This window comes from Asaia sp. BMEF1 (assembly GCF_051628905.1).
Lineage (GTDB): Bacteria > Pseudomonadota > Alphaproteobacteria > Acetobacterales > Acetobacteraceae > Asaia.
Genome location: NZ_CP157575.1, coordinates 442,944 through 468,951 on the forward strand (window position 1 = coordinate 442,944; position 26,008 = coordinate 468,951).

A 26,008-nucleotide genomic window follows, 5' to 3' on the forward strand; every position below is an offset into this window, starting at 1 on the left:
GGGCGACCTGTTTTAGAGGAAGACTGAATGGCCCAGCCCCTCGCCGCTCTTTGGCGACGCAAACCGATCGACAGCGCCACCGACGACCCCGCCGAACACGGCATGAAGCGCGTCATCGGTCCCTTCGCCCTTATCGCACTGGGTGTCGGAACGACTGTCGGGGCCGGACTTTTTTCTCTCACGGGCATCGCTGCAGCCCATAACGCCGGGCCGGCCGTTATTCTCGCTTTCGTGGTCGCCGCGATTGCCTGCGGGTTTGCGGCTTTCTGCTATGCCGAACTTGCGAGCATGATCCCGACAGCGGGGTCGGCCTATTCCTACGCCTATGCCACGCTCGGAGAGCTGGTCGCCTGGATCATAGGCTGGGACCTTGTCCTAGAATATACGGTCGGTGCCGCAGCGGTCGCCTCGAGCTGGTCGAGCTATCTCTCTTCCATTCTCGGACAATGGAACCTCCATCCCGATCCCAGATGGATGGCGTCACCCATGACGATGGTTACGCTGGCCGATGGCAGCACAGCCCATGGCTGGATCAACCTGCCCGCCATGGCTGCGCTCGTCTTCATCGTTCTGCTGCTGCTGCGTGGCATCACAGAGTCGACGCGAATCAATGCCGTGGTGGTGGTATTGAAGCTTTCGGTGATCGTGGCGTTCATGAGTTTCTGCACGCCCTATATCCAGAGCGCTCATTACTCCCCTTTCATCCCCCCTAATACGGGTGAATTCGGCCATTTCGGGCTGTCAGGCATCATGCGTGCAGCGGGGATGATCTTCTTTGCCTATCTCGGCTTCGACATCATCGCGACGACAGCGCAGGAAGCGAAACGCCCCGAGCGCACAATGCCGATCGGCATTCTGGGCAGTCTCGCGATCTGCACAATCATTTACATCGCCTTCGCTTTCGTTCTGACCGGCGTGGTCGATTATCGTCAGATGGAAAATGATGGCAGCCCTGTCGCTACAGCCATCGACGTCACCCATCTTTTCTGGCTTCAGGGCGCACTGAAATTCAGCATCCTCTTTGGCTATACCTCGGTACTGATGGGGCTCATGATGGGCCAGGTGCGCGTCTTCTATGCCATGTCGCGTGACGGCTTGCTGCCGGCCATTTTCGGGCGTCTGAGCCCACGCACCCGAGCGCCCGCTTTTTCTCATCTCATCTTTCTGGTCATCACCTGCCTGTTGGCCGGGCTCGTGCCGATTTCCGTGCTGGGCAACATGACCTCTATCGGCACATTGCTGGCTTTTGTGCTTGTCTGTGTCGGCGTCCTCATCTTGCGTATTCGCGAGCCCAACCGCCCTCGGCTTTTCAAGGCGCCGGGAGGATTGCTCATGCCGATCTGCGGCATCATCAGCTGTTCCGTCGTCATGTTTTCGCTCGACAGCCTGACCTGGCTGCGCCTCGTCCTGTGGCTGATCGCCGGACTGGCCGTCTATGCTGCCTATGGCTACAAAAAAAGCAAACTCACCTCTGGGGAGCTGTCTCGATGATTACTGGCGCCTATCCACTCAGCCGCGCGCGCCGAAACCGCTTCGACGGGTTTACCCGCAGGCTGGTCGCCGAAACGACACTGACGACCGATAACCTCATCTGGCCCATCTTCGTTTGCGACGGCCAGAATACGCGCACGCAGGTCAGTTCCATGCCCGGCGTGGAGCGCGTGAGTATCGATTTGCTTGAAAGCCATCTTGAAGAAGCCGTTGCACTCGGCATACCCGCCGTAGCCCTGTTTCCAATCACCCCGCCCGATATCCGTGACGCCAGCGGGCGTGAGGCCACCAACCCCGATAATCTGATGTGCCGGGCTGCGCGCGAAATCAAGCGGCTCTATCCCGATCTGGGGTTGATTGGCGACGTGGCGCTCGACCCTTATACCGATCACGGCCATGACGGACTTATCGAGAACGGTTATGTCGTCAATGACGCGTCGGTCGAGATCCTCGCCCTGCAGGCCATTAATCAGGCTGCGGCAGGCATCGATATTATCGCACCCTCCGACATGATGGATGGTCGCATCGGCGCCATAAGGATGGCATTGGACAAGTCAGGTCATGAAAATACCCGTATCATGTCCTATGCGGCGAAATACGCATCCGCTTTTTACGGGCCTTTTCGAGACGCGCTCGGTTCGGGCGGTCTGCTAAAAGGCGACAAGAAGACCTATCAGATGGACCCCGCCAACACCGATGAGGCCCTGCGCGAAGTGGCGCAGGACCTGCAGGAAGGCGCCGATATGGTCATGGTCAAGCCCGGCATGCCCTATCTGGACATCATCCGACGTGTACGAGACAGCTTTGCGGTGCCTACCTTCGCCTATCAGGTGTCAGGCGAATACGCGATGCTGATGGCCGCCATACAGAATGGCTGGCTCGATCGCGACCGCGCCATTCTCGAGAGCCTGATGGCTTTTCGTCGCGCGGGATGTAACGGGGTGCTGACCTATTTCGCCGTCGAGGCGGCGCGGCTCATTGCGCGCGGCGCATGACCCTTACCCGGCAGATAAGAGGCCACGCGGCCCATTCTGCCGGGATCGACGCTGAAAGACGTACCCGCGACTTCCTGTTGCAAAAAGGGTGCTGCATTCTCGCGAGCCGATGCAGAACGCCCTACGGCGAAATAGACCTCGTTGCGGCCTCTTCGGCGCGGCTGATTTTTGTCGAAGTCAAACGACGCAGGACGCTCGATGAGGCCGCGTTCTCGCTCGGCCTCGCCCAGCAACGGCGGCTTCTGCGCGCGGCTGATTATCTCATCCTGAAGAATGCCTCATGGCGCAGGGAAGAAACGCGCTTCGACCTTGCCCTTCATAATGTAGAGGGCGGGATGCGTTGGGTGCCCGACATTCTGCGAGCCGTCTGAGGCGCAAGGCCACGTATGCAGAACGCGACAAGCTATACCCAGCCGGGAGAAACCGCGGCCATCAAACCAAAGAAGGGGAAACAGCTATAGCGCCCAGGACAACCTCCTGAGCGAAAAACTTTGCCGGCCGCGTCAGATCAGCCGTGGCGGCGAGCGTGATGCGCCTTGCCTGTGGCCGGAGCCTTGGCGTGATAGACGACGGTATGGACCAGCGAGCGGCGCGAGGGCATAGCGGCGTGATGTGCAGCGGCCTGGTGAATAGCAGCGCTGTGATGCGAATGGCTGGTAACGGTGCGGTGGTAGACCGGGGTGGCGGTCAGCGCGTCAAGGGTAAGCTTAGAGGCTTCCCAGTCGGTAATCTCTCTTGCACTTGCACCGTGCGAAGCGAAGGCAGCGCCGCCGGCGATAACTGTAGTGACAAGCTTGAGAACCGTTAGACGCCGCATTTCTTCTTCCCTTTGGATGACCTCAGGCAGGGTATGCGGGAGATGCCGGAGCCAACAAGGGGCGAAGAAACAATTTTTTCAAGGGAAAGTTCAGCGTTGCAATACTGCCACAGTTTTGGTCAAAACGGTGGCAGAACGCAGAATTTATGGCGTAATCAAGGCAGGATCACGCCACCTTTCTGGCGATGTTCTTCTCTTCGAAAAGAGACTCCAGTTCGCCGCTCTGGAACATGTCGGTCACGATGTCGCAGCCGCCAATGAACTCGCCCTTGACGTAAAGCTGCGGCACGGTCGGCCACTGTGAGAAATCCTTGATGCCCTGACGGATTTCAGCATTTGCCAGAACATTGGCCGTCTCAAAATCGACGCCCATATGGCCGAGGATCTGCACAACGCGAGCCGAAAAGCCGCATTGCGGAAAGAGCTTGTCGCCCTTCATAAAAAGCATGACGGGATTTGCGTCGATAAGCTGCTGAATCTGCTGGAAAATGGCTTCAGCCATGGTTCACTCCTGTTCGCGAGAGCCGCGTTGGGTCGATAACGGTCAATTATAGACCCAACCGGTCTCTATTGTCAGGGGGTTTGTGTCTTCAGGGCCAGAGCATGAAGCTCAGTCCCCATACGCCCACCAAACGCGTCATAGACCAGCTTGTGCTGGCGCACCCGGGGCAGCCCTGCAAAAGCAGTGCTTGTCACGGTTGCTGCGTAATGATCGCCGTCCCCTGCAAGGTCCTGTATCTCAATCACCGCATCGGGCAGCGCTACCTTGATCGTACGTTCGATCTCTTCTGCACTCATGGGCATGGATCAGCGCTCCATCAGCTTGGGGAAGAAAGCCGCATTCACCTCACGCATGCGCTCGGCAGAAAGCGACATGCCGTCCTTGAGCACCAGATTGGTGCCTCCAGTACGACCCAGATGACGCACAGGAACATGCGCCTTTTCCGCCGCGTCGATCAGAGCGGCGGCGTGCTTCGTGGCGATCACATAGCAGGCCTGGTCCTCACCGAAGTAATAGGCGTGAAGACTGGTGCCGTGATGCGGCTTGTCGAGATGGCACCCGACACCGCTCGCCATGACCATTTCGGCCACAGCAACAAGCAGACCGCCATCGGCGATGTCGTGGCATGCCTCGACGCAGCCCTTGGCAATCATGCTGCGAACGAAATCGCCATTCCGACGCTCAGCATGCAAATCGATAACGGGGGGTGCTCCCTCTTCGCGCTGGCAGATCTCGCGCAGCCAGAGAGACTGCCCCAGTTCTCCGCGAATTTCGCCGATAAGCACCAGTTCGGCATGATCGGGCATGCCAAGACCGATAGCCTTGGTAACGTCCTCGATCACACCGATCGCGCCGATTGCCGGAGTAGGCAGAATGGGCTGGCTCAGCCCGCTCGGATGACTCGTCTGGTTGTAGAGCGAGACATTGCCGCTCACGACCGGGAAGTCGAGCGCGCGGCAAGCTTCACCCATGCCCTTGATGGCATCGGCGAACTGACCCATGATTTCCGGCTTTTCAGGGTTGCCGAAATTCAGGTTGTCGGTCACCGCCAGAGGCAGGGCGCCTGTCGCCGTGATATTACGCCAGGCTTCCGCCACAGCCTGCGCCCCACCCGCACGCGGATCGGCCTGGCAGTAACGGGGCGTGCAATCTGTCGTCATGGCGAGACCGCGCTTCGTCCCCTCGACACGCACGATGGCTGCATCGGCAGCACCGGGTCGACGGGCCGTCTGGCCGCCAACACCGCTGTCATACTGGTTCCACACCCAGGCACGCGAGGCGAGATCGGGACAGCCCAGCAGGGTCAGCAGCGCATGTTCGACGCCAGCCGGATCGGCGACCGTCCCAAGACGCGCTGGCGGCTCGGCATGGGTCATCGGGCGATGATAGAGAGGGGCTTCATCGGCCAGCGGCGCCAGCGGAATATCCGCCTCGACCTTGCCCAGATGCTTGACCGTGATATGCGCGGTGTCGGTGAGCACACCCACAATCGCGAAATCCAGATCCCATTTCTCGAAAATGGCGCGCGCTACTTCGGTGCGTTCTGGCTTGAGAACCATGAGCATGCGCTCCTGGCTTTCCGAAAGCATCATCTCATAGGCAGTCATGCCCGTCTCGCGCTGCGGCACATGATCGAGATCGAGTTCGATACCGACCCCGCCCTTGCCTGCCATCTCGACAGCAGAAGACGTCAGACCCGCAGCGCCCATATCCTGGATAGCCACAATGGCATCTGTCGCCATGAGTTCGAGGCACGCTTCGATCAGCAGCTTCTCGGTGAACGGATCGCCCACCTGCACCGTCGGGCGCTTGGAGGCCGCATGTTCGTCGAATTCTGCCGACGACATCGTGGCACCATGGATACCGTCACGGCCTGTCTTGGACCCGACATAGACGACCGGATTACCGATACCGGCAGCAGCCGACAGGAATATCTTGTCCTGCGAGGCGATGCCAACCGTCATGGCATTGACCAGCGGGTTGCCGTTATAGGCCGGGTGGAAATTGATCTCGCCACCGACGGTCGGCACGCCCACGCAATTACCGTACCCGCCGATACCGCGCACGACACCGTCGATCACGCGCTGCGTGACGGGCAGAGAAGGATCGCCGAAGCGAAGCGCATTCAGATTGGCGACCGGACGGGCGCCCATGGTGAACACGTCGCGCAGGATACCGCCGACGCCTGTCGCCGCGCCCTGATAAGGCTCGATGAAAGACGGATGGTTATGGCTCTCCATCTTGAAGACAGCGGCAAGCCCGTCTCCGATATCGACCACACCGGCATTCTCGCCCGGGCCATGAATGACCCATGGCGCTTTCGTCGGCAGCGTCTTAAGGTGCACGCGTGAGGATTTGTAGGAGCAATGCTCGGACCACATAACCGAGAAAATACCCAGCTCGGTCAGGCTCGGCACGCGACCCATTATGTCGAGCACCTTCTGGTATTCCTCAGCGGAAAGACCGAAGCGCGCAGCGAGTTCAGCGTTGACGATCATGCTCATGCGACGAGACTCTTCACCAGCCCCGAAAACAGCGGCACGCCGTCTGTCGCGCCGAGATCGGGATCAACCAGGTTTTCAGGGTGCGGCATCAGCCCGCAAACGCGCTTGTTGGCGCTCAGAACACCCGCAATGGAGCGCTGGCTGCCATTGGGGTTGCTGACACGGCTCTTCGCGTCCAGACCACCCTTGGCGCAGACATAGCGGAAAGCCACGCGGTCTTCGCCTTCGAGGCGATCCAGCTCGGCTTCGGACGCCGTGTAATTGCCATCGCCATGGGCGAGCGGCGCACGGAACACGTCGCCCTCTGCCCAGTCGCGGGTGAAGGCCGTATCGTTGTTCTCAACGCGCAAAAAGCCATCCTGCGACAAAAAGCGCATACCGGCATTGCGCAGAAGCGCGCCTGGCAGAAGCTGGGCTTCTGTCAGGATCTGGAAGCCATTGCAGACGCCCAGCACGTAACCGCCACGCTCGGCAAAAGCCCGCACTTCGCGCAATATCGGCGAATGCGCACCCATGGCACCCGAACGTAGATAATCGCCGAAGCTGAACCCGCCCGGAAGCACGATCAGATCGAGATCGGGCAGGCTCGTGTCACGATGCCAGAGCATGGTTGGTGCCTTGCCGCTGACCAGACGCAGGGCCTGCTCCATATCGCGCTCACGGTTGGTCCCCGGAAAGACGACGATACCCGCTTTCATGGTTTGCCCCCCTGTGCCGAACACGGATAGGAATCATGCAGCGCCGCAAAGACGGATTTGCCCACAGGGTATTTGAGAACGTCCTGATGCGCCTTCAGCCAGGAGATCACTTTCCCGCGCATGGCGTCAGTGGTCTCGGCATCCGGCACGCAGAAGCCCACGACCGTTCCGGCATCGCCACTGCTTTTGGCATTGAGCGCGGACAGAGCGCCCGAGTCAGCCATACCCGCGATATAGGCATCGCAGACGGCCTTGCCCTGCGGCTTGGAGCAGATCTGACCGAAGCGACCGGCCTGCATGGGGGAGAGACGATGTTCGTCGGCCTGCGCCACACCGGCAAGGGCGCCCATGGGCAATGCAAGCGCGATCGCCGTCAGGAGAGCCTTTTTCGGGGTCATCCAACAACCTCGACGGCAAAATCCTCGATCACGAGATTGGCCAGCAATTCACGTGCCATAGCCTCGCCCTGAGCCAAAGCTGCGGCGCGGTCTTCGGTGGCGAGTTCCAGTTCCATGGTCTTGCCGACGCGCACTTCACCCACATTGGCGAAGCCGAGCACGTCGAGTGCATGACCGATGGCCTTGCCCTGGGGGTCGAGCACGCCTTCCTTCAGCATGACATTGACGCGAATTTTCATTGCATGACCTCCGGTCCTTTAAGATCGCCATTCCCTGCTTCGGGCAGGATGCCCAGGCGGCGAGCCACTTCCTGATAGGCTTCCTCGACACGGCCCATATCCCGGCGGAAACGATCCTTGTCGAGCTTCTCGCTCGTCTTGGTGTCCCACAGGCGGCAATTATCGGGAGAAATTTCGTCGGCGAGAACGATGCGCATCTCGTCATTTTCCCACAGGCGACCGAATTCGAGCTTGAAATCGACAAGCTGGATGCCGATGCCCTGGAACATGCCAGTGAGGAAATCATTGGTGCGCAGCGCATAGGCATTGATCTCGTCGAGATCCTGCGCGTTTGCCCAACCAAAAGCCGTAACATGCTCTTCCGACACCATCGGGTCGTTGAGCGCATCGTTCTTGTAATAATATTCGAGGATCGAGCGCGGCAGACGTGTGCCCTCGGCGAGACCGAGACGCTTGGCGATCGATCCGGCGGCAACATTGCGCACGACCACTTCGAGGGGAATGATCTCGACTTCGCGAATAAGCTGTTCGCGCATATTAAGGCGGCGAACGAAATGGGTCGGGATGCCGATTTCATGCAGGCGCAGCATGAGATGTTCGCTGATACGATTGTTCAGCACGCCCTTGCCGGTGATGATGCCCTTCTTCACGCCGTTTCCGGCAGAAGCATCGTCCTTGAAATACTGAACGAGCGTGCCCGGCTCGGGCCCCTCGAAAAGAATCTTGGCTTTTCCTTCATAAAGCTGACGACGGCGTGCCATGACGATCTTTCAAAAAAGGTAAAACGGCGTTGCCACGCATATAGCAGCGCAGCACCGCCGTTCATACCCATGATCGCGCTTGGTCACAGTGCTAAAAATTACCTTGCCGCAGCGGCCTTCTCGCGAGCGATCGGGGCGAAGGTGCCGTCACGCAGTGAGGCCTCGAGCTGTTCGAGAGAGCGACCGCGTGTCTCGGGCACGTAGCGCAGCACGAAGAAGAAGGAGACCGCGTTCACAGCCGCGAATAGCCAGAACGTACCACCGGCGCCAAGCGCCTTCACCATGCTGAGCGTGGTGAGCGAGATGATCAGATCGGCGCCCCAATGGCTGGCAGCCACGAGGCTCATGCCCGTGCCACGGCAGGAGAGCGGGAACACTTCTGCGCCCACGAGCCAGATCGCGACGGAGAGACTGCCCACGTTGAACACGACATAACCAACGACAGCGGCCGCCGTAACGAAAGCGCCCCAGCCATGGGTCTGACCGGTGAAGAACATGAAGCCGAGCAGAACGAGCGAAACGACTGCACCGGGGATCATGCGCAGCATCAGCGTGCGACGCCCCCAGGCATCGACCGCCCAGCCGCCGAAAGCCACCGTGCCAACCATGGAGACACCAACGGCTACCGAGGTCAGAAGCGCGGAAGACTGGCCAAAACCTGCATCGGCGAAGATCGTCGGCGCATAATACATGACCGCATTGATGCCCGTCAGCTGGCAGAGCAGCGCAATACCGACCGCAGCGATGGTGGCGGGGCGCACCCAAGGCTTGAACACCTCGGAAAGCGGCGCCTTCTCGTCGTGCTGGTCCTGGATATCCTGCAATTCGCGGTCTGCTTCGGCATCGGTCTTGCGGACGCTGCGCAGCACTTCACGCGCGCGCTCGAACTCACCCTGCATGGCCAGCCAGCGTGGGCTGTTGGGCAGAAAGAGCATACCGACGAAAAGGATGACCGCAGGAATGACGCCGAGACCGAACATCACGCGCCAGGAGTAATCCTGCAGCAGATAACCCGTGACGAACGAGATCAGCTGCCCGAAGGCGATGGCGAACTGGAAGGCAACCACGAGCGAACCACGACGCTCCGGCGGCGCGATTTCTGCGATATAGATCGGCACGATCTGCGACGAGGCGCCGATTGCAAGGCCGAGAATAAGGCGCGCGAAGGTCAGGACGAACACTGAATGCGCGAAAGTGACGATCACCGTCCCGATGAGGAACAGCGTCGCCGCAGCGATGATCGTGCGACGACGACCGAGCCGGTCTGAAAGCGGCGCTGCCGAGATGCAGCCGATCAGCGCACCAAGGATAACCGCCGAGGTGACGATCTCGGCACTCTCCGTCGTAAGCTGGAACTGCGGCGTGAGCTGCAGCAGGGCGGCGGAGATGATGCCGGTGTCATAGCCGAAAAGGAGACCGCCGGTAGCGGCGATCACGGCAATGAAATTCGTAAGGGCGTGCCCTCGAGGACGTGGTGTGGAAGCCATTTCGAAGCCTTGGTTTTGGAGATCGTCAGATTTGCATCTTAGATTACAGCAAGGTTACTTCCACACGACATTGCTACAAGGTCAACACCCAATATGTGATCTTAACCAAAAATCTTGTTGAAAATGCGGTCTACGGCAACAAGATGTCGTGTGCAGTCCATCGCCTCGTCGAGGATTTTCGCATCCACGCGACCGGCAACTTCCGGGTCCTTATCCAGATTTTCGCGGAAGCTGAGCCCATCGGGCTGGCCGAGCTTGGTCCATGTCTCCATCGCGTTATGCTGAACGATACGATAGGCGTCTTCACGCGAAATGCCCGAGCGTGCGAGCGCCAGCAGCACTTCGCCCGAATGCACCACACCGCCGAGCGATTCGAGATTGGCCATCATGCGCTCGGGGTAAACCACCAGCTTGTCCATCATCCCGGCCAGACGCATGAGGGCGAAATCGAGGCCGATCGTCGCATCGGGTCCGATATTGCGCTCGACGGCGGAGTGGCTGATATCCCGCTCGTGCCACAAAGCCACGTTTTCGAGTGCAGGCACGACATGCGAACGGATCAGACGGGCAAGACCTGTCAGGTTTTCCGAAAGAACCGGATTGCGCTTGTGGGGCATGGCCGAGCTGCCCTTCTGCCCGGGATGGAAGAACTCTTCCGCTTCGCGCACTTCCGAACGCTGCAGATGACGCACTTCAACCGCCAGGCGCTCGATCCCGCTCGCAATAACACCAAGTGCACAGAAGAACGCCGCATGACGATCGCGGGGGATCACCTGAGTTGATACGTCTTCGGCAGCGAGGCCGAGACGCTCAGCAACGAAATCCTCAACGCGCGGGTCAATATGGGCATAGGTGCCGACAGCGCCTGAGATCGCACAGATGGCGATTTCCTTGCGGGCCGCCAGAAGACGCTCGCGGTTACGCGCGAATTCGGCGTAATGCCCGGCAATCTTCAGACCGAAGCTCGTGGGCTCGGCATGAATGGCGTGCGAACGTCCGATCGTGACCGTATTCTTGTGAGCGAATGCCTGCTTCTTCAGTGCGGCGAGCACGGCATCAAGATCCTGAAGAAGGAGATCCGTTGCCTGAACGAGCTGAACCGAAAAGCAGGTATCGAGCACGTCGGAAGATGTCATGCCCAGATGGACGAAGCGGCTTTCCGGCCCGATCTTTTCGGCGAGCCAGGTCAGAAAGGCGATCACGTCATGACGCGTGACGGCTTCGATCTCGTCGATACGCGCAACATCGGCCTCGGAGAACGCAGCCATGGCGGCATCACCGCGCTCACGAATGACCCTGGCGGCCTCTTTCGGCATGTCGCCCAGCTCTGCCATGGCCTCGCAGGCCAGCGCCTCGATCTCGAACCAGATGCGATAGCGATTGATGGGCGACCAGATGGCGGTCATTTCGGGGCGGCTGTAACGAGGCACCATGGTCGGGCAAACTCCTTGTTAGGATCGACGCAACACGCAAAAACGGGTCGAAAAGAGGCCTCTCTTAACCCAAGACGCGTTCGGGGAACACTCTTTGATCGGCAGGTTCCACCGTGCGGGGCGAATTGCGCTCTATCGGCGCTTTCTCTAGCATTGGGACGCACGTTGAATTCTGGAGGTTGATGTGGTGCCTGATCTTACCTGGCATGCCCTGATTGCGCTTGCACAGGTCGTTCTGATCGACATCACTCTGGCCGGGGATAACGCCGTTGTTATCGGCATGGTCGTGCGCGGCCTGCCTACAGAACAAAGGCGCAAGGCCATACTGGTCGGGGTTGCCGCAGCGGCCCTCATGCGGATTGCCCTCGCCCTGGTTGCCTCACGTCTGCTCTCGGTGCTGGGGCTGACCCTCGCGGGCGGCCTTTTGCTGCTTTGGGTTTGCTGGAAAATGTACCAGGAACTGCGCCACCCCGAGGAGATGACCGGCGAAGCGAAAAGCGGCTCACTATCGAAAGCGATCTTCAGAATTATCGTGGCCGATCTGTCGATGAGCCTCGATAACGTACTCGCCGTCGCCGGCGCAGCCATGGGTCAGCCCTACGTGCTTGTGACTGGCCTTGCCTTCTCTGTCGTGCTGATGGGAGCTGCGGCCACGCTGGTAGCCAATCTGCTGAACCGCTATCGCTGGATCGCCTGGCTCGGCCTCGCCATCGTTGCCTTCGTCGCGTGCGAGCTGATCTATAAAGGCAGCATGGAGGTCGTGCATCATGTCTCGGGTTAAGTCTTTTCTCCTGACCGGGTCGTTGCTTTTACTTGCCGGATGCAGCTCTCACGCGCAGGAACAGGAAAGCCCCTCAACAGCGCCGGACGCTCTGAGCCAGAGTGACAGCGCTGCCGAAACCTTCACAACGCCCGCTATCGCTGCCAGCGGCGACGTTGCTTCCCGTCTCGATCAGTGGCTCGCCCTCGTTCAGGCTACAACGCCACCCAGCGCACGCGCCTATGCCGATTTTCTCGACCAGACACCGAGCTGGCCCGAACGCGCCGTCATGATGGCACGCTACCAGCAGGCGCTGGCCACGCGCACGAGCGATGCCGAGTTGCCTCAGCTCTGCCCACGCGAGCCCCTCACCGGGGTTCAGGCCTTCATGCGCTGCGCCACGCTTCTGCCGGATGCCGCCAGTCAGGCGCGTCGCATCTGGCGCAACGGCGCCGATCGCGAAACGGATTCCAGCCTGATCCTGGCGGAATACAGCCAGTCGCTCACGCCTGAAGATCACTGGACGCGCTTCCAGCGGCAGATCCGCACGCGTCAGTTTACGGCAGCGGGACGACAAATCTCCCTGCTCGCGCCGCAACGCCAGCCCGGCGCCCGGGCGTTGATCGCACTGCAATCCAACGCGCCCGACGCAGCGGCGCAGTTTGCTGCCCTCCCCGCCGCACAGCGCGCCGAACCGCAGATCATGATCGCGCGGCTCAGGCAGTTGCGCCGCGTGCCCGATCTCGAGTCAGCCTATGCGCTCTGGCAGGAAGAAGGCTTTACCGCCCAGAAGCGCGCGCCTTCTTCAGACTGGACCAATGAGCGTTTGGGACTGGCACGGGCGTTTCTGATTCAGGGCTCAGTGCCGCAGGCCCGTGCGCTGGCCGATGATACGACGTTACCGACCAGCGCGACTGCGCGCCTCGAAGCCTCCTTCCTGCGCGGATGGATCGATCTGCGCTTTCAGAAGAACCCTGCGCAGTCCCGCCCCGCTTTCAGCGAATTGTCGCGACAGACCAGCCTGATCACAAGAAGCCGCGGCTTCTACTGGCTCGGACGCAGTTTTGCCGCCGAGGGCAACACTGCGCAGGCCAATGCGGCCTATAATCAGGCAGCTTCCATGCCGACGACCTATTACGGCCAGCTAGCGCTCGCCTCGATGGGCGGACGTGACGATACGCTGCTTCCGGATGGTGGCGACGTGCCCGGCCTCGCCGCCGCGCTCAGCCGCGTCCCTGCCCTGCCTAGTGGCCCGATTGCCCGCGCCGATCTAATCGAGGCGGCAAGGCTGCTGCATGCACGCGGCGATGACGACCACGCCCGAGAGTTCCTCATGCTCGGCTATAGTGCCGTGCAGGACGCGCCCGGTCAGGCAGCACTGGCGCGCTTCGCGCTGTCGGTCGGCTCGCTCGAGCCCGCGGTTTTCGCAGCCCGCCGCACGGGAAGATTGGGTTCGGCGCTCTACCCGGAGGGTTGGCCGGTGCTCGATGCCGCACAGGCCGAAAGCGACGCCCTGCCCCATGGCCTTGCTCTGGGTGTTGCGCGGCAGGAAAGCAGTTTCGATGCTCATGTCAGCAGTCCTGCCCGCGCTATCGGTCTGATGCAGCTTCAGACAGGCACCGCCCAGGATGTCGCAAGGCGCGCGGGGTTGAGCGGCATCGACACCAGCGCCAGCGGTCTGCGTGACCCGTCGACAAACCTCGTTCTGGGCCGCACCTATCTGTCTCAGCTCATGACCCGTTTCAACAATGTCGTGCCGTTGGTCCTGTCGGCCTATAATGCGGGGCCGCATCGCACCGATCTCTGGCTGGCCAGCTTGCCCCTGCCGCAGCCTCTGACGCAGGCGGGCATGATCGACTGGATCGAAAGCCTGCCATACGAAGAAACACGCTCCTATATCCAGCGCGTGGAAGAGAATATGGCGCTTTATCGTGTACTGGAGAACGGTGCCCATGGCTGAATCGATGGTAACTCTGCCCGAACTGAACGACAAGGCAGCCCTCGTCCTGCATGCCCTGCGGGGCCATGGCGCACGTCTCGTCACGGCTGAGAGCTGCACGGGCGGACTGATCGCAGCAACGTTGACCGCACTGGCGGGATCGTCCGATGCGGTTGAAGGGGGGCTTGTAACCTATTCGAATGCGATGAAGAGGACGGTTCTCGAGGTCTCGGAGCGGACACTGGCCAGTCATGGCGCAGTCAGTGAATCGGTGGCGGTCGAGATGGCCATGGGCGCTTTGAATTGCGCCGAGGACGCCAGCATATCGGTCGCGGTCACCGGCATCGCCGGGCCAGGTGGCGGCACGGAAGCCAAGCCAGTCGGCACAGTATGTCTCTGCGTCATGCATGGCACGAAAAACCCGATGCGCGAAACCGCCCATTTCTCTGGTGATCGCGACGCCGTACGCCTGGCGACCGTCAACCGGGCCTTCGACCTGATTCTCGACACGCTGGGCTGACTTTCACACGCCCGGCCGATATGGCCGGGCGTGGTGCGTATTGAGACGTGGCGATCAGTTATCGATCTGCTGAACCACCTCGAAGCCTTCGAATACCGGCGGGCCGAGCGTCAGCGGCTTGTTGCCGCCAGCGCCTGCATGGGCCTTGCGGAACTGCTCCGACTGCGTCCAGGCCTTGAATGCCTCGTGAGATTCCCAGACGGTGTGAGACGACCAGAGAATATGGTCTTCCTTTACCGGACCGCGCAGCAGCGCGAAGGACTTGAATCCCGGCACGGTGGTCAGAAGCACTTCACGATCGAGCCAACGCTGACGAAACGCGTCTTCGCTCTCAAGAAGGACCTGAAATCTGTTCATTGCGATATACATCGACGATACCTTTTTGACTTTATGCTGAACCGGGCAGAACGAGATCATGCGGCAGCAGAAACGGCCGCCCTGTCTCGGCATGATGCCCCAGAACCGTATCGGACAGGCCGAAGACGTCTGCGAGCATTCTGGAAGTGATGACCCTGCTGGCCGGACCGGAATCGTAGATCCGCCCCTTATCCATCACCACGATAGTATCGGCAAAGGCAGCCGCCCAGTTCAGGTCGTGCAGAATGGCCAGACACGCCCCGCCCTTGCCTGTATGCGCCCGTGCCAGAGACAATATCAGTCCTTGGCGGGCGATATCCTGCGCCGAGACGGGCTCGTCCAGAAGCAGGTATCCTTCATCTCCATGCCAGCGCAGCTGCACCAGAACACGCGCCATATGTGCGCGCTGGCGCTCACCGCCCGAAAGCGTGGTGACATCGCGCTGCGCGAAGGCGTCGAGCCCTACTTCTTCCAGCGTTCGGGCTACGAGTTCACCAAGCTTTCCGCGCGCTTCACTCCCATACCCGTCAACCACGCCAAACCGGGCGAGTTCGGCGACCGAAAACCGTGCTTCCAAAGTCAGATCCTGTGTCAGCATGGCTCTCTGCGCCGCAAGTGCACGAGAAGAAAGAGAGGTCAGGGCGCGCCCCCGAATGTCGACACGTCCTTCGCAGGGTGACAGCAGACCGGCAGCGACACGCATCAACGTGCTCTTTCCCGCGCCATTAGGGCCGATCACGGCCAGTAACTCGCCCGGTGTAATGCTCAGCGACACATTTTCAAGCAGGCAGCGCCCCTGACTCCTCACCGTTATATCCTTGAGCACAAGCGTCATGACGGAATTTCCTGATCGCTTCGACGCATCAGAAGCCAGATGAACACAGGCGCGCCCAATCCGGCTGTCACGATCCCCACGGGCACATCGGACGGTATAGCGATCAGACGCGCCAGCGTGTCTGACAGCACCAGAAGCAGCGACCCCAGCAAAGCACTGCCCGGAATGAGAAAACGGTGGTCCGGTCCGCTCGCAAGCCTGATCAGATGCGGCACGATGACACCGACAAAGCCGATCACACCGGAAAAGGCGACGGCGGGTCCGACACAAAGCGTGACCGCCAGAAGGCAGAGAAATTTCACACGTCCGACACGACAGCCCATCAGGGCGGCATTTTCCTCACCCAGAAGCAGGAGATTGAGCGGGCGGGCAAGTGCCATCAGCAGCAGAAGCGAGGAAAGGGTGAACGGTGCCAGTATCTCGATTTCGCGCCAGCGCACCCCGGCGAGACTACCCATCGTCCAGAATGTGAGGTCGCGCAGAGCAGCGTCATTGGCGCGATAGAGCAGGATTCCGGTCGCCGCAGCGGCCAGCGCGCCGAGCGCAACACCGGCCAGCACGAGGCGTGAGGTCGAGACGCTGCCCTGACGGGTGGAAAAACGTTGCAATATGCCGGTCATGACACAGGCACCCAGCATGCCACCCACTGGTATGCCCCAACGCGCCATAACACCGGGACCGAACCAGACAACACCCTCGACGATCATCAGCGTGGCGCCGAGAGCCGCGCCGGACGATACGCCAATCAGCCCCGGATCGGCCAGCGGGTTACGAAACAGCCCCTGCATCACGGCCCCGGCGGCGCCAAGCCCTGCCCCGACCAGAACGGCCAGCACAATGCGGGGTAGCCGGATACCGAGCACGATCAGCCTTGTCAGCGCCGGGTCATCGACACCGCCGGGGTGGATCCCGAACCCTGTTGCGCCTGAGGCGAGAGAAAACAGAATACTGGCGATCAGCGCCAGAAGCAGAAACGTGAAAGCCGGGAGTATGGGAAGGCGGGACACACTCATGCTGGATGGGTGTGGCTCACGATCTGCTGCGCCAGCTCTAGCGCAGCTTCGGCTGTGCGCGGCCCAAAACCGAGCAGCTTTTCACCTTCCATGTCGATGATCGCTTTTTTCTGACCGGCCGGCGTCAGCATGATGGCGTCATCGGTCAGAAGGGCATCGCGCATCGCCTGCCCGCCCTGACTCATCATCAGAATGACATCGGGCTTGAGCCCGATAAGGGCCTCGCGTTCGAGGGGCTTGTAGCCCTTCATCTCCGCACCCGCATTCGTTGCGCCGGCAAGGGCGATGATCGCGTCGGCTGCCGTGCCAGTGCCCGCAGCCATAGGGCGCCCATTGACGACACGCATCACGAACAGAACACGCGCCTTTTCAGGGTGAAGCTCCTTCCATGCCTTGAGCGTGCGCAACTGGTTATCGAAGCGTACCACCATCGCGGCACCCTTCTCTTCCTCGCCGATAATACGCGAGAGGGTCAGCATGCGGTTACGCACACCATCGAGCGAGGGCGTTGCATCGACCATCACGATGGGTGTCGAGGATTCCATGACCTGATCGATCGCATTCGCAGGTCCTGAATCGTTCATCGCCAACACAAGATCGGGCTTGAGCGACAAAATTCCCTCGGATGAAAGCTGGCGCATATAGCCGACAGATTTCTTCTCGCGCAGGGCCGAAACTGGATAGGTCGAGGTGATGTCGATTCCGACGATACGATCCGACGCGCCAAGGGCGTAAAGCATTTCGGTAATCGTGCCCCCGATGGAGACGATGCGCTGCATCGATCCAAGCGTCACGCGTCTGCCGCGGCAATCTTCAATCTGGATGCTGCGCTTCTCGCCAGCGCGTGCGGTGCGCGCCGCCGCCCCCGTGACGCCGGTGGCCAGGGCGGAAAGCCCGAACTGACGCCGGCTGAACAATCTGATGCTCATGAGCCCTCCCCTTATCCCTGCTGACCTGGGTCCGAAGCCGTTGCCCCTTTCCCTCACTCGATGCGGCGGAGCTTTAAAGGAAGTTTTTTCACCTTGCAAGTGAGAGTCATTCTCAATAAGCACTCGCACCGTTCCATTAACGTTTCGTAGGGCCGAACCGATGATCTCAACCCGCCAGGTGCTTTCCCTGTCCTCCGCTCTCGCCCTGATCACCCTTCTTCCCGGGCCGGTGCAGGCTCAGGATCGTGACACGAGCGACCAGAACCAGACCAAATCAGGTCAACGCAGCGTGTCTGCCCGCGGCGCGACGGGCGGCAGCAAACCGGGCGGGCTGGCATCGAAGCAGACTAAAAGCACTGATAGGTCAGCATCGGGTGATATCGCTCTACCCAGCGTCAAGGTGCATGGTGACAACGATCTGGTCGTACCTCAGGCCAGCGCTACGCTGACGCGCAAGGACATGCTCCGAGTCAATCCGACCGAGCCCTATATGGTCCTGACCGGATTGCCGGGCGTGTATTTCGAGAATGACGGCTCTCCGTCTCTCGCCATCTCCATTCGCGGCATGCAGGATTTCGGCCGCGTAAACGTCATGGTCGACGGTGCCAGGCAGGATTTCCAGACAAGCAGCCATGGCGCTAATGGCAGCGTCTATGTCGATCCGGCCCTGCTGGCCGGGCTCGATGTCTCCCGCGGCACCGTCGCCACGGCAGATGGCGCAGGCGCCATCGCAGGTGTCGTCAATATGCACACGCTCGGAGTCGATGATATCGTGGACTCCGGCAAACGTTACGGGGTGATGGCGCGCGCGCTCGGTGGATCAAATAATTATGACGGTTCAGGCATGGTCGGCGCCGGCATGCGCGTTCGTCCCTGGCTTGGCATCGCTGCGGCCTTCAGCATGCGCAGCTCGGGCGATTATGAAGACGGGTCAAGCAATCGCATTGCCGACACCTATCAGCGTATGCAGTCCGGCTTGTTCAAGATCGATATCAAGCCGGGTATGGATCAGAGCCTGACACTTGGCACGGTCATCTATCACAACCAGTTCGGACAGGGCACCGAAGGGATTATCGGCACCAACCAGATCCAGAACAATCAGGGGAATATCGAGTATCGCTTCACGCCGCATGACAACAAGCTCGTCGCGCTGCATGTGAAGGGTTATGTGGTCTCGACGGGGCAGGATAACGCCATGCCTTCCTATCGCGCCCTGACCGTTGCGGCGGCGAATATGACGAAATACAACCTGACAACGCTTGGCTTCGAAGCAGATAACACGTCGCAATTCCCCCTTGGGCCGCTTCTGGCCAATCTGAATTACGGCGGCGAATATTATCATGATTCGGTCGATACCAAGGATCAGACGGGTTACGCAGGCTCCACCCCTTCGGGCGGGCGTGGCGTTGGGAGCGCCTTTACGCAGCTCGCGTTGAACTGGAAGATCGTCCAGCTGACCGGCGCGCTGCGTTACGACAGCTATTATGCATCTGGCAGTGGTGTGAATTTGGCCTCCGGTTTCACCTCGGTCGCAGCAGGCGCCTTCCACAGGTCGAGCGGCTCGGACGCGGTGAATCCGAAAGTAACCCTGGCGGTCACGCCCGTACGAGGGCTTCAGCTTTACGGCAGCTACGGCCTTGGTTTCCGCCCGCCCGCCATGACCGAGTTGTTTATGGCCAGCTCGCACCCGGGGCTCAGCTTTCTCAACTTCATTCCCAATCCCGATCTTGCCCCCGAGCAGACTTACGGCTGGGAACTCGGCGCAAAGCTCCATTATCGCGACGTGCTGATGAATGATGACAAGATCGAGTTCGACGGCGATTACTTCGATACGCGCATCAAGAACTACATCGCTCAGACACGCGTGATCGGCCGCCCGGCCGCAGGCTCCTATATCCCGACTTATGGTTATTTCTATCAGAACATGGCGGGCAATACCTTTACCCACGGGTTCGAAGGCCAGGCAAAATACGACAACCGCTTCGTCTTCGCGACGCTCTCGTACACCAATACCACTACGAAATTGCCCTATGCCGATTATACCGGGTTTGGCGCGCTTCTTACCACTCCGCCGCGTTCTGTACTGGCGGGAACGGTGGGCGTGCATCTTCTCGATAACAAACTGTCGATCGGGGGGCGCATTCGCGCGGCCACCCAGACACTCGGACAGCCCGCAAGCAAATCAGCTCTCTACCCAAGGCAGGGAGGTTATGTGGTGTTCGATCTCTTCGGGTCCTATCAGCTCACAAAGCAGATCCAGATGTTCGTCAACGCGGATAACGTGACCAATCGCCGCTATTACACCAGCGCGATTTCGAGCATTCCCAACCAGGGCCTTACCGTGATGGGCGGTATGAGCTTCGCTCTTTCACGCTAACCGGTCACAGTTGCGTCACGCATCCTTGCCTTCGGGCGCGTGCTGCGGCAGGTGCGGCTCCAGAATGAAGGACTCGCACCATGCCTGCCACCCCTGCCCCTTTGCCACAAACCACGCTCGAACACCGGCTTGGGCACTGGATAAGGCAGTATGTGCACGGCTTCCCAGGCATGTTTGCGCTGTTCGTGCTCAAGCAGGGTTGGGCCTGCCTGTTTGGCGGGCTTATGCTTGGAGCCATTCTCGCGACACATGTTTTCTGGTCGCCGCACTGGCCTTTGCACCGCTACGACGCGCTTTTCGTCTTTGCCCTGTCGACGCAGGCCCTGTTCCTGATTTTTCGTCTCGAAACGAAGCAGGAAGCCATGATCATCCTGATCTTCCATCTGACCGGCACCGCCATGGAGTGGTTCAAGGTCTCGGCAGGATCATGGACCTATCCTGAGCCGGGCTTTTTCAAGATCATGCATGTGCCGCTATTTTCGGGATTCATGTATGCCTCTGTCGGCAGCTACATGGCGCGCGTGATCAGATTATTCGATATGCGGTTCCAGCCCTACCCGCGCTTCTCTGCCTCTCTCGCCCTTGCACTGGCCATCTACGCCAATTTCTTCACCCATCATTACCTGCCGGATTTTCGCTGGGTGTTGGTGATTGCCACCTTGTTGCTATATGGCCGATGCTGGATAAGCTACCGCGTGGTGGATAGCGATTGGCACATGAGGCTGCCTCTGGCGGCATTCCTCTCAAGCGTTGCGCTCTGGATTGCCGAAAACATCGGCACGTTCACCGGCACGTGGCTCTACGCCCATCGACAGTTCACATGGGTGGTGCATCCGCAGAAACTGGTCTCGTGGTATCTGCTCCTCTATGTCGCCTTCATCACCGTAACGCTGCTGATACGCCCTGACAGGACAGAACCCGACAGACAATGAGTGGTGACGGTCAGCCCCGCTTTACCTTCAGAAAACGGAAAATAGCCGTTTTCATGATAGGCATCGTCACGGTCGGGCTGATCTGCCGCCTCGCACCGACGGGCCTCGAACCATGGGCGAGAAAATGGAGCGGCTCGGTTCTGTGGGGCGCCCTTTTCTGGTGCATCGCCGCCCTTGTCACAAGCCCCGAACGACGCGTCATGCGTTTCCTTGTCGGCGCGCTCGGCGTTGCCGCAAGTGAATGGCTTAAAATGGTTCATCTGGGCCACTCGATGCCCTGCGCAAAACTGCGACAGGTGGCTTTCTTCTCGGCCGCATCTTCAGCTGGCGCGATCTCTGCGCCTATGTCGTCGGTCTAGTGCTTATGGAAGTGATGAGTGTCCTCATACATCTAAAGACGGAAACACGAAGCCGAACGGAAATCGGGAGATTGAAGTCATAAATATGACAGTGGCGTGACCGTTTTATTTCGGAGCCGATTTAATAAAACCATAATACTTCATTTCGTTTTATAGCGATATTTACGGCCCGTAATTCGATCACGAAGCGAAACGGCCCCAATCGATGAAATTCAGACTTAGCCTTGTTCTTTCCGCCAGCCTGCCAGCTCTTGTCATAGCCGGTCATGCGACGAACGGGGCCTTGGCTCAGGATGGCACACGCAGCCCGAAAATGACTGCAGCGAGCAAGACGACTGGCCCGGCTGCCGCCAAACAGGGCGTGAGCCCGGCCAGTACCGCAAAAAAGCGCGCAAATGCGGTCGACGCCAAGACGCCTGAATCGATCATCGTGCTCGGCGCGGGTCAGGCGCGTGAAACGCAAACTATCTCGCGCACTGCCATTCAGGAATACACGCCCGGTACGAGCCCATTCAAGGCGCTCTCGAAACTACCCGGCGTGATGTTCACCTCTTCGGATCCTCTAGGCTCCTATGAATGGTCGCAGCAGATCATCATCCGCGGTTTCGACCAGAGCCGCCTCGGTTTTACGTTCGACGGGTTGCCGCTGGGTAATCTGGCCTACGGCAATGATAACGGCCTTTCGATCGGACGCGCCTTGCAGACCGAAAATAACGGCCCGGCAACGCTCACTCAGGGAGCGGGTGCTGTGGGCGTCGCCGCCTCGAACGATCTCGGCGGCGCCCTCCAGTTCACCTCGATCGACCCATCAGACAAGTTCGGCGCCGATGTGAGCGGCACGATCGGCTCGGCCTCGACCTGGCGCACATTCGCCCGCATCAATAGCGGCCTCCTCAAAGGGGGCGGCAAGTTCTACGTGTCTTACGATCATCAGGACGCCAATAAGTGGAAGGGCGACGGCGTTCAGAGGCAGGATCAAGCCAATGCCAAATTCGTCCAGCCACTCGGCGATAACCTGAAACTGACTGTTTTCGGCGACTGGTCCAAGCGCGCTGAAAACGACTATCAGGATCTGTCGCTCTCCCAGATCAAGACATACGGCTATGATCTGGACAATATCACCGGCAATTACGCCCTGGCGAAGCAGATCGGTTATGCGTACCAGAACGGCACAGCATTCCCCAAAGGGATCGAAAATCAGGATACGGTCTATTATAATGCGGGCGGCCTGCGTGAGGATGCTCTCGGCTATGGCAAGCTCGATTTCAAGATCAACAACCGGCTCTCCGGCTATGTCACTGGCTATGGCCACACGAATTCGGGTGAAGGCGTCTGGGTTACACCTTATTCCGCCACCCCTGCGCAACTTGGCGGCTCTCCGCTTTCAACGCGCACGACCGAGTACGATATTCACCGCGCTGGCTTCATAGGTAGCCTGACCTATCGCATCGCCAATCACAGTATTGAAGGCGGGTTCTGGTTCGAAAACAACAATTTCAATCAGGCACGCCGTTTCTACCCGCTCGCACTGGACGGATCGCCATCGTCGACTCACTGGTACAAAAACAATGCCTTCGCGACGCAGTGGCAGAGCGCTTTCAACACCAAGACCTACCAGGTGCATCTGGGCGACACGTGGAAGATCACACCGAAGCTCAAGGTCAATTACGGCTTCAAATCGCTGATCGTCGATAATACGGCCCGTGCGATGAACGGTAATTATCTGGGCGCTCCTGTTGCGACCGCCTACCCGTCGGGCTCGCTGAACGCGACAAACGGATTTCTTCCGCAGGTCGGGGCCAATTACCGCTTCAACCATAATCACGAAATCTTCGTCGACTACGCCCGCAATATGGCGGCCTATGACAGCGCCCAGACCTCAGGCCCTTTCTCGACCACGGTCGCTGGTTTTCAGAAGCTTCAGGGCAATCTGAAACCGGAAATGTCGAACACCGAAGAGCTGGGCTATCGCTATCACACCAAGACTTTTCAGGCGACGGTCACAGGCTATTATGTCGAATTCGAAAACCGCCTGCTCTCGGTCACCCAAGGCGTTGGCATTCAGGGCAACGCCTCGGTGCTGTCGAATGTCGGTGGCGTGATCTCACGGGGCATCGATACGGCAGTGAACTGGCAGTTCGCGCCGAACTGGTCGATCTTCGCCTCCTATGCCTTCAACAACTCCTTTTATCAGGACGATGTGATGGCCAATGGCAAGGTCTCGGCTGCGATCAAAGGCAAGAACGTCGTCGGCATGCCGCGCAATCTGGCCAATCTGCAGATCGGTTATGATGACGGGCAGATCTGGGGCAATGTGCTGATGCAGATTCAGGATCGTCGCTACTACACCTACACCAACGACGCCTATGTGCCCGCGAATGACGTGTTCAACCTGAATGTAGGTTATCGCTTCAAGAGCCATAATTTCTGGTTGCGTGGGCTGGATACGCAGATCAACGTCTCCAATCTCTTCGACAAGCGTTATGTGGCGACAGTTGGCAGTAACGGCTTCATCAATTCCGATCCGTCCGGCTCATTCCAGACCCTGCAAGCCGCTGCACCGCGCATGGTGTTCTTCACCATTCGCAAGCATTTCAACTGAGAAACGGGGCATCCGTTATGAAACCCAGCCGTCGGCATTTCCTCAATCTAGGCGCTGCCGCTCTGGCTGGGGCCATGCTGCCTGAAAACCTGAAGCAAGCTCTGGCGATACCGGCCAATCGCGAAACCGGCACGATCAATGACGTCAAGCATGTCGTGATCCTGATGCAGGAAAACCGGGCTTTCGATCATTATTTCGGTACGCTGCGCGGGGTGCGCGGTTATGGCGACCCTCGCGCCGAACGACAGGCGGATGGCAGTTCCGTTTTCGCCCAGAAGGATGAGAAAGGCCGCGCCATCTGGCCGTTCCTGTTCGACACGGTGCATACCTCGGCAGCCTGTCTCAAAAGCCTAGACCATAGCTGGAAAGGGACGCAGGCCGCTTGGAATGAATGGGATGGCTGGGTGCCGCACAAAACGCCCATGACCATGGGCTATTTCACCCGCAAGGAAATCCCTTATTACTACGCTCTCGCCGACGCCTTTACGATCTGCGATGCGTATCACGCCTCTATATTTGGCCCTACCAATCCGAACCGTCTCTATTTCTTCACCGGCACGAACGGCCTTGCCGTCGGCGCCGACGGCAAGCAGGCGGTCGAGAATGTCGATGACGGCAACTGGTCTGCCGACATGACGCATGACAACCCGAAATTCACCCCTTTCGACTGGACGACCTATCCGGAACGGTTGCAGGAAGCGGGGATAAGCTGGAAATTCTATCAGGAATACGACAATTTTGGCGACAACCCTCTCGCCTCATTCAGGCAGTTCCGCAATCTTGATCGCAAGGGCTGGCGCTATCAGCGCGCGCGCGCCATCGTGCCCGGATCGAACAAGGACAATATGCACGAGCTCGAGGGACGTTATCTGCTCGACGCCTTCGAACATGACATCGTAAGTGGCACTCTGCCTCAGGTCTCATGGATCGTCCCGCCAGCAGCCTTGTCAGAGCATCCCGAAGCGCCGCCGGGCTTTGGCGAGCATCTGATTTCGAAGCTCATCGATATCTTCGTCCGCCATCCCGAAACCTGGGCGAAAACCGTCTTCATTCTCAATTACGATGAAAATGACGGGTTCTTCGATCACGTGCCGCCGCCAGTGCCTGCACTCACGGGTCAGGGAAGCAACGCCATCTCGACTACTGGCGAGAGCTATCATGGCGAGCCGGTCGGTCTCGGTCCGCGCGTGCCTGCACTGATCATTTCGCCATGGACGAAAGGCGGATGGGTCAATTCCCAGGTTTTCGATCACACCTCGATCCTACAATTCCTCGAAAAGCGTTTCGGCGTGACATGCCCTACCATCACCCCATGGCGGCGTTCTGTCTGCGGCGATCTGACCTCCGTCTTCGATTTTGCCAAGCCCGACGCGGAATGGTCGGCAGCGCTACCCAATACTGACGATTATCTGCCCCAGACGCGTCTTTCCTGCGCGCATCCGCCGCCAATCGTCCCCAAGCAAGGCAGTCTGCCGGTTCAGGAGACGGGGCAACGCTCGAGCCGCGCCCTGCCCTATCGCTTTGCCGTCGTGACCCATGTTGAAGATCCGACGAACCTGACTTTCACCAATACCGGCAATCAGGGTGTTGTTTTCCGCATTCGCCAGACCGGGCTGCCGAGCCAGCATCTGACCGTGCCCGCAGGCACGACCAGTCTGTTTGCCTGCGCGCCTGACTGCGTGGTGGAGATCTATGGTCCGAACGGGTTTTATCGCCTGCATCGCCCAGCAAGCGGCATCGCCCTGACGCAGGAAGAGAGAGATGACGGATTGCGGCTGATTTTCTCGGTATCAGACCCGTCGAGCAGGGAGGCGTTCCTCAACAATCTTTATAGCGACAAGCCTTCCGCGCTCACGCTCAATCCCGAGACCCGCTTCGTCGAGATCGTCGACCTGAGCGCCAGCCAGAACTGGTATCACCTCGAACTGCAAGACCCGGCGGGCACTGTTCTGCTCGCCCTGGCGGGCCATGTCGAAAATGGCGCGCCGAGCCATTCCGATCCGCGTATGGCCCGAAACCCGGCAAATCCGGCCTGAGCCAACCTTTGTGTCGTTTGGGAG

The 26,008-nt window shown here is 59.6% G+C and carries 25 protein-coding genes; 11 read left to right on the top strand and 14 right to left on the bottom strand.

Features of this window, described 5'->3' with window-relative positions; translation table 11 throughout:
• Window positions 1-27: 27 nt before the first annotated feature.
• The 3 genes from ABHV46_RS01870 to ABHV46_RS01880 are packed head-to-tail and all read left to right on the top strand — an operon-like array spanning window position 28 to window position 2,857.
• On the top strand, window positions 28-1,491 hold the full coding sequence (locus ABHV46_RS01870; protein WP_438382481.1) for an APC family permease: 1,464 nt from the start codon (window positions 28-30) through the stop codon (window positions 1,489-1,491).
• Entirely contained in the window at window positions 1,488-2,486 is a 999-nt protein-coding gene (hemB, locus tag ABHV46_RS01875; RefSeq protein ID WP_438382482.1) for a porphobilinogen synthase, read from the top strand. Before ABHV46_RS01870 ends, hemB begins: the two co-directional genes overlap by 4 nt.
• Window positions 2,483-2,857, top strand: coding sequence for a YraN family protein (locus tag ABHV46_RS01880; RefSeq protein ID WP_438382483.1), 375 nt, complete (start codon window positions 2,483-2,485; stop codon window positions 2,855-2,857). The genes hemB and ABHV46_RS01880 overlap by 4 nt, the downstream gene beginning before the upstream one ends.
• A gap of 137 nt (window positions 2,858-2,994) precedes the next feature.
• Here ABHV46_RS01880 and ABHV46_RS01885 read toward each other — a convergent pair whose 3' ends face one another.
• The 10 genes from ABHV46_RS01885 to purB all read right to left on the bottom strand — a co-directional run bounded on the left by ABHV46_RS01885 (window position 2,995) and on the right by purB (window position 11,325).
• The gene (locus ABHV46_RS01885) at window positions 2,995-3,303 is read right to left on the bottom strand and encodes a hypothetical protein (RefSeq protein ID WP_438382484.1); all 309 of its coding nucleotides are present in this window, start codon (window positions 3,301-3,303) and stop codon (window positions 2,995-2,997) included.
• A 166-nt stretch (window positions 3,304-3,469) separates the two neighbouring features.
• On the bottom strand, window positions 3,470-3,805 hold the full coding sequence (gene grxD / locus ABHV46_RS01890) for a Grx4 family monothiol glutaredoxin (RefSeq protein ID WP_438382485.1): 336 nt from the start codon (window positions 3,803-3,805) through the stop codon (window positions 3,470-3,472).
• Window positions 3,806-3,876: 71 nt separating this feature from the next.
• A complete protein-coding gene (locus tag ABHV46_RS01895) occupies window positions 3,877-4,107 on the bottom strand; it encodes a BolA family protein (RefSeq protein ID WP_336947195.1) in 231 nt (76 codons plus the stop codon).
• 3 nt (window positions 4,108-4,110) lie between these two features.
• Entirely contained in the window at window positions 4,111-6,309 is a 2,199-nt protein-coding gene (gene purL / locus ABHV46_RS01900) for a phosphoribosylformylglycinamidine synthase subunit PurL (RefSeq protein WP_336947194.1), read from the bottom strand.
• Complete coding sequence (purQ, locus tag ABHV46_RS01905; RefSeq protein ID WP_438382486.1) at window positions 6,306-7,007, bottom strand: phosphoribosylformylglycinamidine synthase subunit PurQ; 702 nt, start codon at window positions 7,005-7,007, stop codon at window positions 6,306-6,308. The genes purL and purQ overlap by 4 nt, the downstream gene beginning before the upstream one ends.
• Complete coding sequence (locus ABHV46_RS01910; RefSeq protein ID WP_438382487.1) at window positions 7,004-7,405, bottom strand: Rap1a/Tai family immunity protein; 402 nt, start codon at window positions 7,403-7,405, stop codon at window positions 7,004-7,006. Before ABHV46_RS01910 ends, purQ begins: the two co-directional genes overlap by 4 nt.
• Window positions 7,402-7,644: a phosphoribosylformylglycinamidine synthase subunit PurS gene (gene purS, locus ABHV46_RS01915; protein ID WP_438382488.1), complete on the bottom strand. Its 243-nt coding sequence runs from the start codon at window positions 7,642-7,644 to the stop codon at window positions 7,402-7,404. Before purS ends, ABHV46_RS01910 begins: the two co-directional genes overlap by 4 nt.
• Window positions 7,641-8,405, bottom strand: a complete 765-nt coding sequence (gene purC, locus ABHV46_RS01920; protein WP_025886165.1) for a phosphoribosylaminoimidazolesuccinocarboxamide synthase — start codon at window positions 8,403-8,405, stop codon at window positions 7,641-7,643. Before purC ends, purS begins: the two co-directional genes overlap by 4 nt.
• Window positions 8,406-8,503: 98 nt before the next feature.
• Window positions 8,504-9,892 (bottom strand): sugar porter family MFS transporter, encoded by a 1,389-nt coding sequence (locus ABHV46_RS01925; protein ID WP_336947188.1) that lies wholly within the window; start codon window positions 9,890-9,892, stop codon window positions 8,504-8,506.
• A 101-nt stretch (window positions 9,893-9,993) separates the two neighbouring features.
• A complete protein-coding gene (gene purB, locus ABHV46_RS01930) occupies window positions 9,994-11,325 on the bottom strand; it encodes an adenylosuccinate lyase (RefSeq protein WP_438382489.1) in 1,332 nt (443 codons plus the stop codon).
• Window positions 11,326-11,509: 184 nt separating this feature from the next.
• On the opposite strand from purB, the gene ABHV46_RS01935 reads away from it, so the two are divergent.
• Genes ABHV46_RS01935 through ABHV46_RS01945 form a run of 3 tightly spaced genes read left to right on the top strand, consistent with a single transcriptional unit; the run spans window position 11,510 to window position 14,544 of the window.
• Entirely contained in the window at window positions 11,510-12,106 is a 597-nt protein-coding gene (locus ABHV46_RS01935) for a TerC family protein (protein ID WP_438382490.1), read from the top strand.
• Complete coding sequence (locus ABHV46_RS01940; protein WP_438382491.1) at window positions 12,093-14,045, top strand: transglycosylase SLT domain-containing protein; 1,953 nt, start codon at window positions 12,093-12,095, stop codon at window positions 14,043-14,045. Before ABHV46_RS01935 ends, ABHV46_RS01940 begins: the two co-directional genes overlap by 14 nt.
• On the top strand, window positions 14,038-14,544 hold the full coding sequence (locus ABHV46_RS01945) for a CinA family protein (RefSeq protein WP_438382492.1): 507 nt from the start codon (window positions 14,038-14,040) through the stop codon (window positions 14,542-14,544). The genes ABHV46_RS01940 and ABHV46_RS01945 overlap by 8 nt, the downstream gene beginning before the upstream one ends.
• A 54-nt stretch (window positions 14,545-14,598) precedes the next feature.
• On the opposite strand, the gene ABHV46_RS01950 is transcribed toward ABHV46_RS01945, so the two are convergent.
• Genes ABHV46_RS01950 through ABHV46_RS01965 form a run of 4 tightly spaced genes read right to left on the bottom strand, consistent with a single transcriptional unit; the run spans window position 14,599 to window position 17,678 of the window.
• A complete protein-coding gene (locus ABHV46_RS01950; protein WP_438382493.1) occupies window positions 14,599-14,913 on the bottom strand; it encodes an antibiotic biosynthesis monooxygenase family protein in 315 nt (104 codons plus the stop codon).
• A gap of 19 nt (window positions 14,914-14,932) precedes the next feature.
• Window positions 14,933-15,736 carry an ATP-binding cassette domain-containing protein gene (locus tag ABHV46_RS01955; protein ID WP_438382494.1) on the bottom strand — a complete coding sequence of 268 codons (804 nt, stop codon included), beginning with the start codon at window positions 15,734-15,736 and terminating at the stop codon, window positions 14,933-14,935.
• Window positions 15,733-16,749, bottom strand: coding sequence for a FecCD family ABC transporter permease (locus ABHV46_RS01960; protein ID WP_438382495.1), 1,017 nt, complete (start codon window positions 16,747-16,749; stop codon window positions 15,733-15,735). The genes ABHV46_RS01955 and ABHV46_RS01960 overlap by 4 nt, the downstream gene beginning before the upstream one ends.
• Complete coding sequence (locus tag ABHV46_RS01965) at window positions 16,746-17,678, bottom strand: heme/hemin ABC transporter substrate-binding protein (RefSeq protein WP_336947180.1); 933 nt, start codon at window positions 17,676-17,678, stop codon at window positions 16,746-16,748. The genes ABHV46_RS01960 and ABHV46_RS01965 overlap by 4 nt, the downstream gene beginning before the upstream one ends.
• 160 nt (window positions 17,679-17,838) lie before the next feature.
• On the opposite strand from ABHV46_RS01965, the gene ABHV46_RS01970 reads away from it, so the two are divergent.
• The 5 genes from ABHV46_RS01970 to ABHV46_RS01990 all read left to right on the top strand — a co-directional run bounded on the left by ABHV46_RS01970 (window position 17,839) and on the right by ABHV46_RS01990 (window position 25,984).
• Window positions 17,839-20,055: a TonB-dependent receptor domain-containing protein gene (locus ABHV46_RS01970; RefSeq protein ID WP_438382496.1), complete on the top strand. Its 2,217-nt coding sequence runs from the start codon at window positions 17,839-17,841 to the stop codon at window positions 20,053-20,055.
• 80 nt (window positions 20,056-20,135) lie between these two features.
• On the top strand, window positions 20,136-20,987 hold the full coding sequence (locus ABHV46_RS01975; protein WP_438382497.1) for a DUF817 domain-containing protein: 852 nt from the start codon (window positions 20,136-20,138) through the stop codon (window positions 20,985-20,987).
• Window positions 20,988-21,040: 53 nt separating this feature from the next.
• Window positions 21,041-21,346: a hypothetical protein gene (locus ABHV46_RS01980; RefSeq protein WP_438382498.1), complete on the top strand. Its 306-nt coding sequence runs from the start codon at window positions 21,041-21,043 to the stop codon at window positions 21,344-21,346.
• Between the two features lie 205 nt (window positions 21,347-21,551).
• Window positions 21,552-23,948: a TonB-dependent receptor gene (locus ABHV46_RS01985; protein WP_438382499.1), complete on the top strand. Its 2,397-nt coding sequence runs from the start codon at window positions 21,552-21,554 to the stop codon at window positions 23,946-23,948.
• A 17-nt stretch (window positions 23,949-23,965) separates the two neighbouring features.
• Window positions 23,966-25,984 carry a phosphocholine-specific phospholipase C gene (locus ABHV46_RS01990; protein WP_438382500.1) on the top strand — a complete coding sequence of 673 codons (2,019 nt, stop codon included), beginning with the start codon at window positions 23,966-23,968 and terminating at the stop codon, window positions 25,982-25,984.
• The last annotated feature ends 24 nt before the right edge of the window (window positions 25,985-26,008 follow it).

Coding starts and splice junctions, on each gene's coding strand:
- ABHV46_RS01870 (WP_438382481.1), top strand. CDS start 28: ATGGCCCAGCCCCTCGCCGCTCTTTGGCGACGCAAACCGATCGACAGC.
- hemB (WP_438382482.1), top strand. CDS start 1,488: ATGATTACTGGCGCCTATCCACTCAGCCGCGCGCGCCGAAACCGCTTC.
- ABHV46_RS01880 (WP_438382483.1), top strand. CDS start 2,483: ATGACCCTTACCCGGCAGATAAGAGGCCACGCGGCCCATTCTGCCGGG.
- ABHV46_RS01885 (WP_438382484.1), bottom strand. CDS start 3,303: ATGCGGCGTCTAACGGTTCTCAAGCTTGTCACTACAGTTATCGCCGGC.
- grxD (WP_438382485.1), bottom strand. CDS start 3,805: ATGGCTGAAGCCATTTTCCAGCAGATTCAGCAGCTTATCGACGCAAAT.
- ABHV46_RS01895 (WP_336947195.1), bottom strand. CDS start 4,107: ATGCCCATGAGTGCAGAAGAGATCGAACGTACGATCAAGGTAGCGCTG.
- purL (WP_336947194.1), bottom strand. CDS start 6,309: ATGAGCATGATCGTCAACGCTGAACTCGCTGCGCGCTTCGGTCTTTCC.
- purQ (WP_438382486.1), bottom strand. CDS start 7,007: ATGAAAGCGGGTATCGTCGTCTTTCCGGGGACCAACCGTGAGCGCGAT.
- ABHV46_RS01910 (WP_438382487.1), bottom strand. CDS start 7,405: ATGACCCCGAAAAAGGCTCTCCTGACGGCGATCGCGCTTGCATTGCCC.
- purS (WP_438382488.1), bottom strand. CDS start 7,644: ATGAAAATTCGCGTCAATGTCATGCTGAAGGAAGGCGTGCTCGACCCC.
- purC (WP_025886165.1), bottom strand. CDS start 8,405: ATGGCACGCCGTCGTCAGCTTTATGAAGGAAAAGCCAAGATTCTTTTC.
- ABHV46_RS01925 (WP_336947188.1), bottom strand. CDS start 9,892: ATGGCTTCCACACCACGTCCTCGAGGGCACGCCCTTACGAATTTCATT.
- purB (WP_438382489.1), bottom strand. CDS start 11,325: ATGGTGCCTCGTTACAGCCGCCCCGAAATGACCGCCATCTGGTCGCCC.
- ABHV46_RS01940 (WP_438382491.1), top strand. CDS start 12,093: ATGTCTCGGGTTAAGTCTTTTCTCCTGACCGGGTCGTTGCTTTTACTT.
- ABHV46_RS01945 (WP_438382492.1), top strand. CDS start 14,038: ATGGCTGAATCGATGGTAACTCTGCCCGAACTGAACGACAAGGCAGCC.
- ABHV46_RS01950 (WP_438382493.1), bottom strand. CDS start 14,913: ATGTATATCGCAATGAACAGATTTCAGGTCCTTCTTGAGAGCGAAGAC.
- ABHV46_RS01955 (WP_438382494.1), bottom strand. CDS start 15,736: ATGACGCTTGTGCTCAAGGATATAACGGTGAGGAGTCAGGGGCGCTGC.
- ABHV46_RS01960 (WP_438382495.1), bottom strand. CDS start 16,749: ATGAGTGTGTCCCGCCTTCCCATACTCCCGGCTTTCACGTTTCTGCTT.
- ABHV46_RS01965 (WP_336947180.1), bottom strand. CDS start 17,678: ATGAGCATCAGATTGTTCAGCCGGCGTCAGTTCGGGCTTTCCGCCCTG.
- ABHV46_RS01970 (WP_438382496.1), top strand. CDS start 17,839: ATGATCTCAACCCGCCAGGTGCTTTCCCTGTCCTCCGCTCTCGCCCTG.
- ABHV46_RS01975 (WP_438382497.1), top strand. CDS start 20,136: ATGCCTGCCACCCCTGCCCCTTTGCCACAAACCACGCTCGAACACCGG.
- ABHV46_RS01980 (WP_438382498.1), top strand. CDS start 21,041: ATGATAGGCATCGTCACGGTCGGGCTGATCTGCCGCCTCGCACCGACG.
- ABHV46_RS01985 (WP_438382499.1), top strand. CDS start 21,552: ATGAAATTCAGACTTAGCCTTGTTCTTTCCGCCAGCCTGCCAGCTCTT.
- ABHV46_RS01990 (WP_438382500.1), top strand. CDS start 23,966: ATGAAACCCAGCCGTCGGCATTTCCTCAATCTAGGCGCTGCCGCTCTG.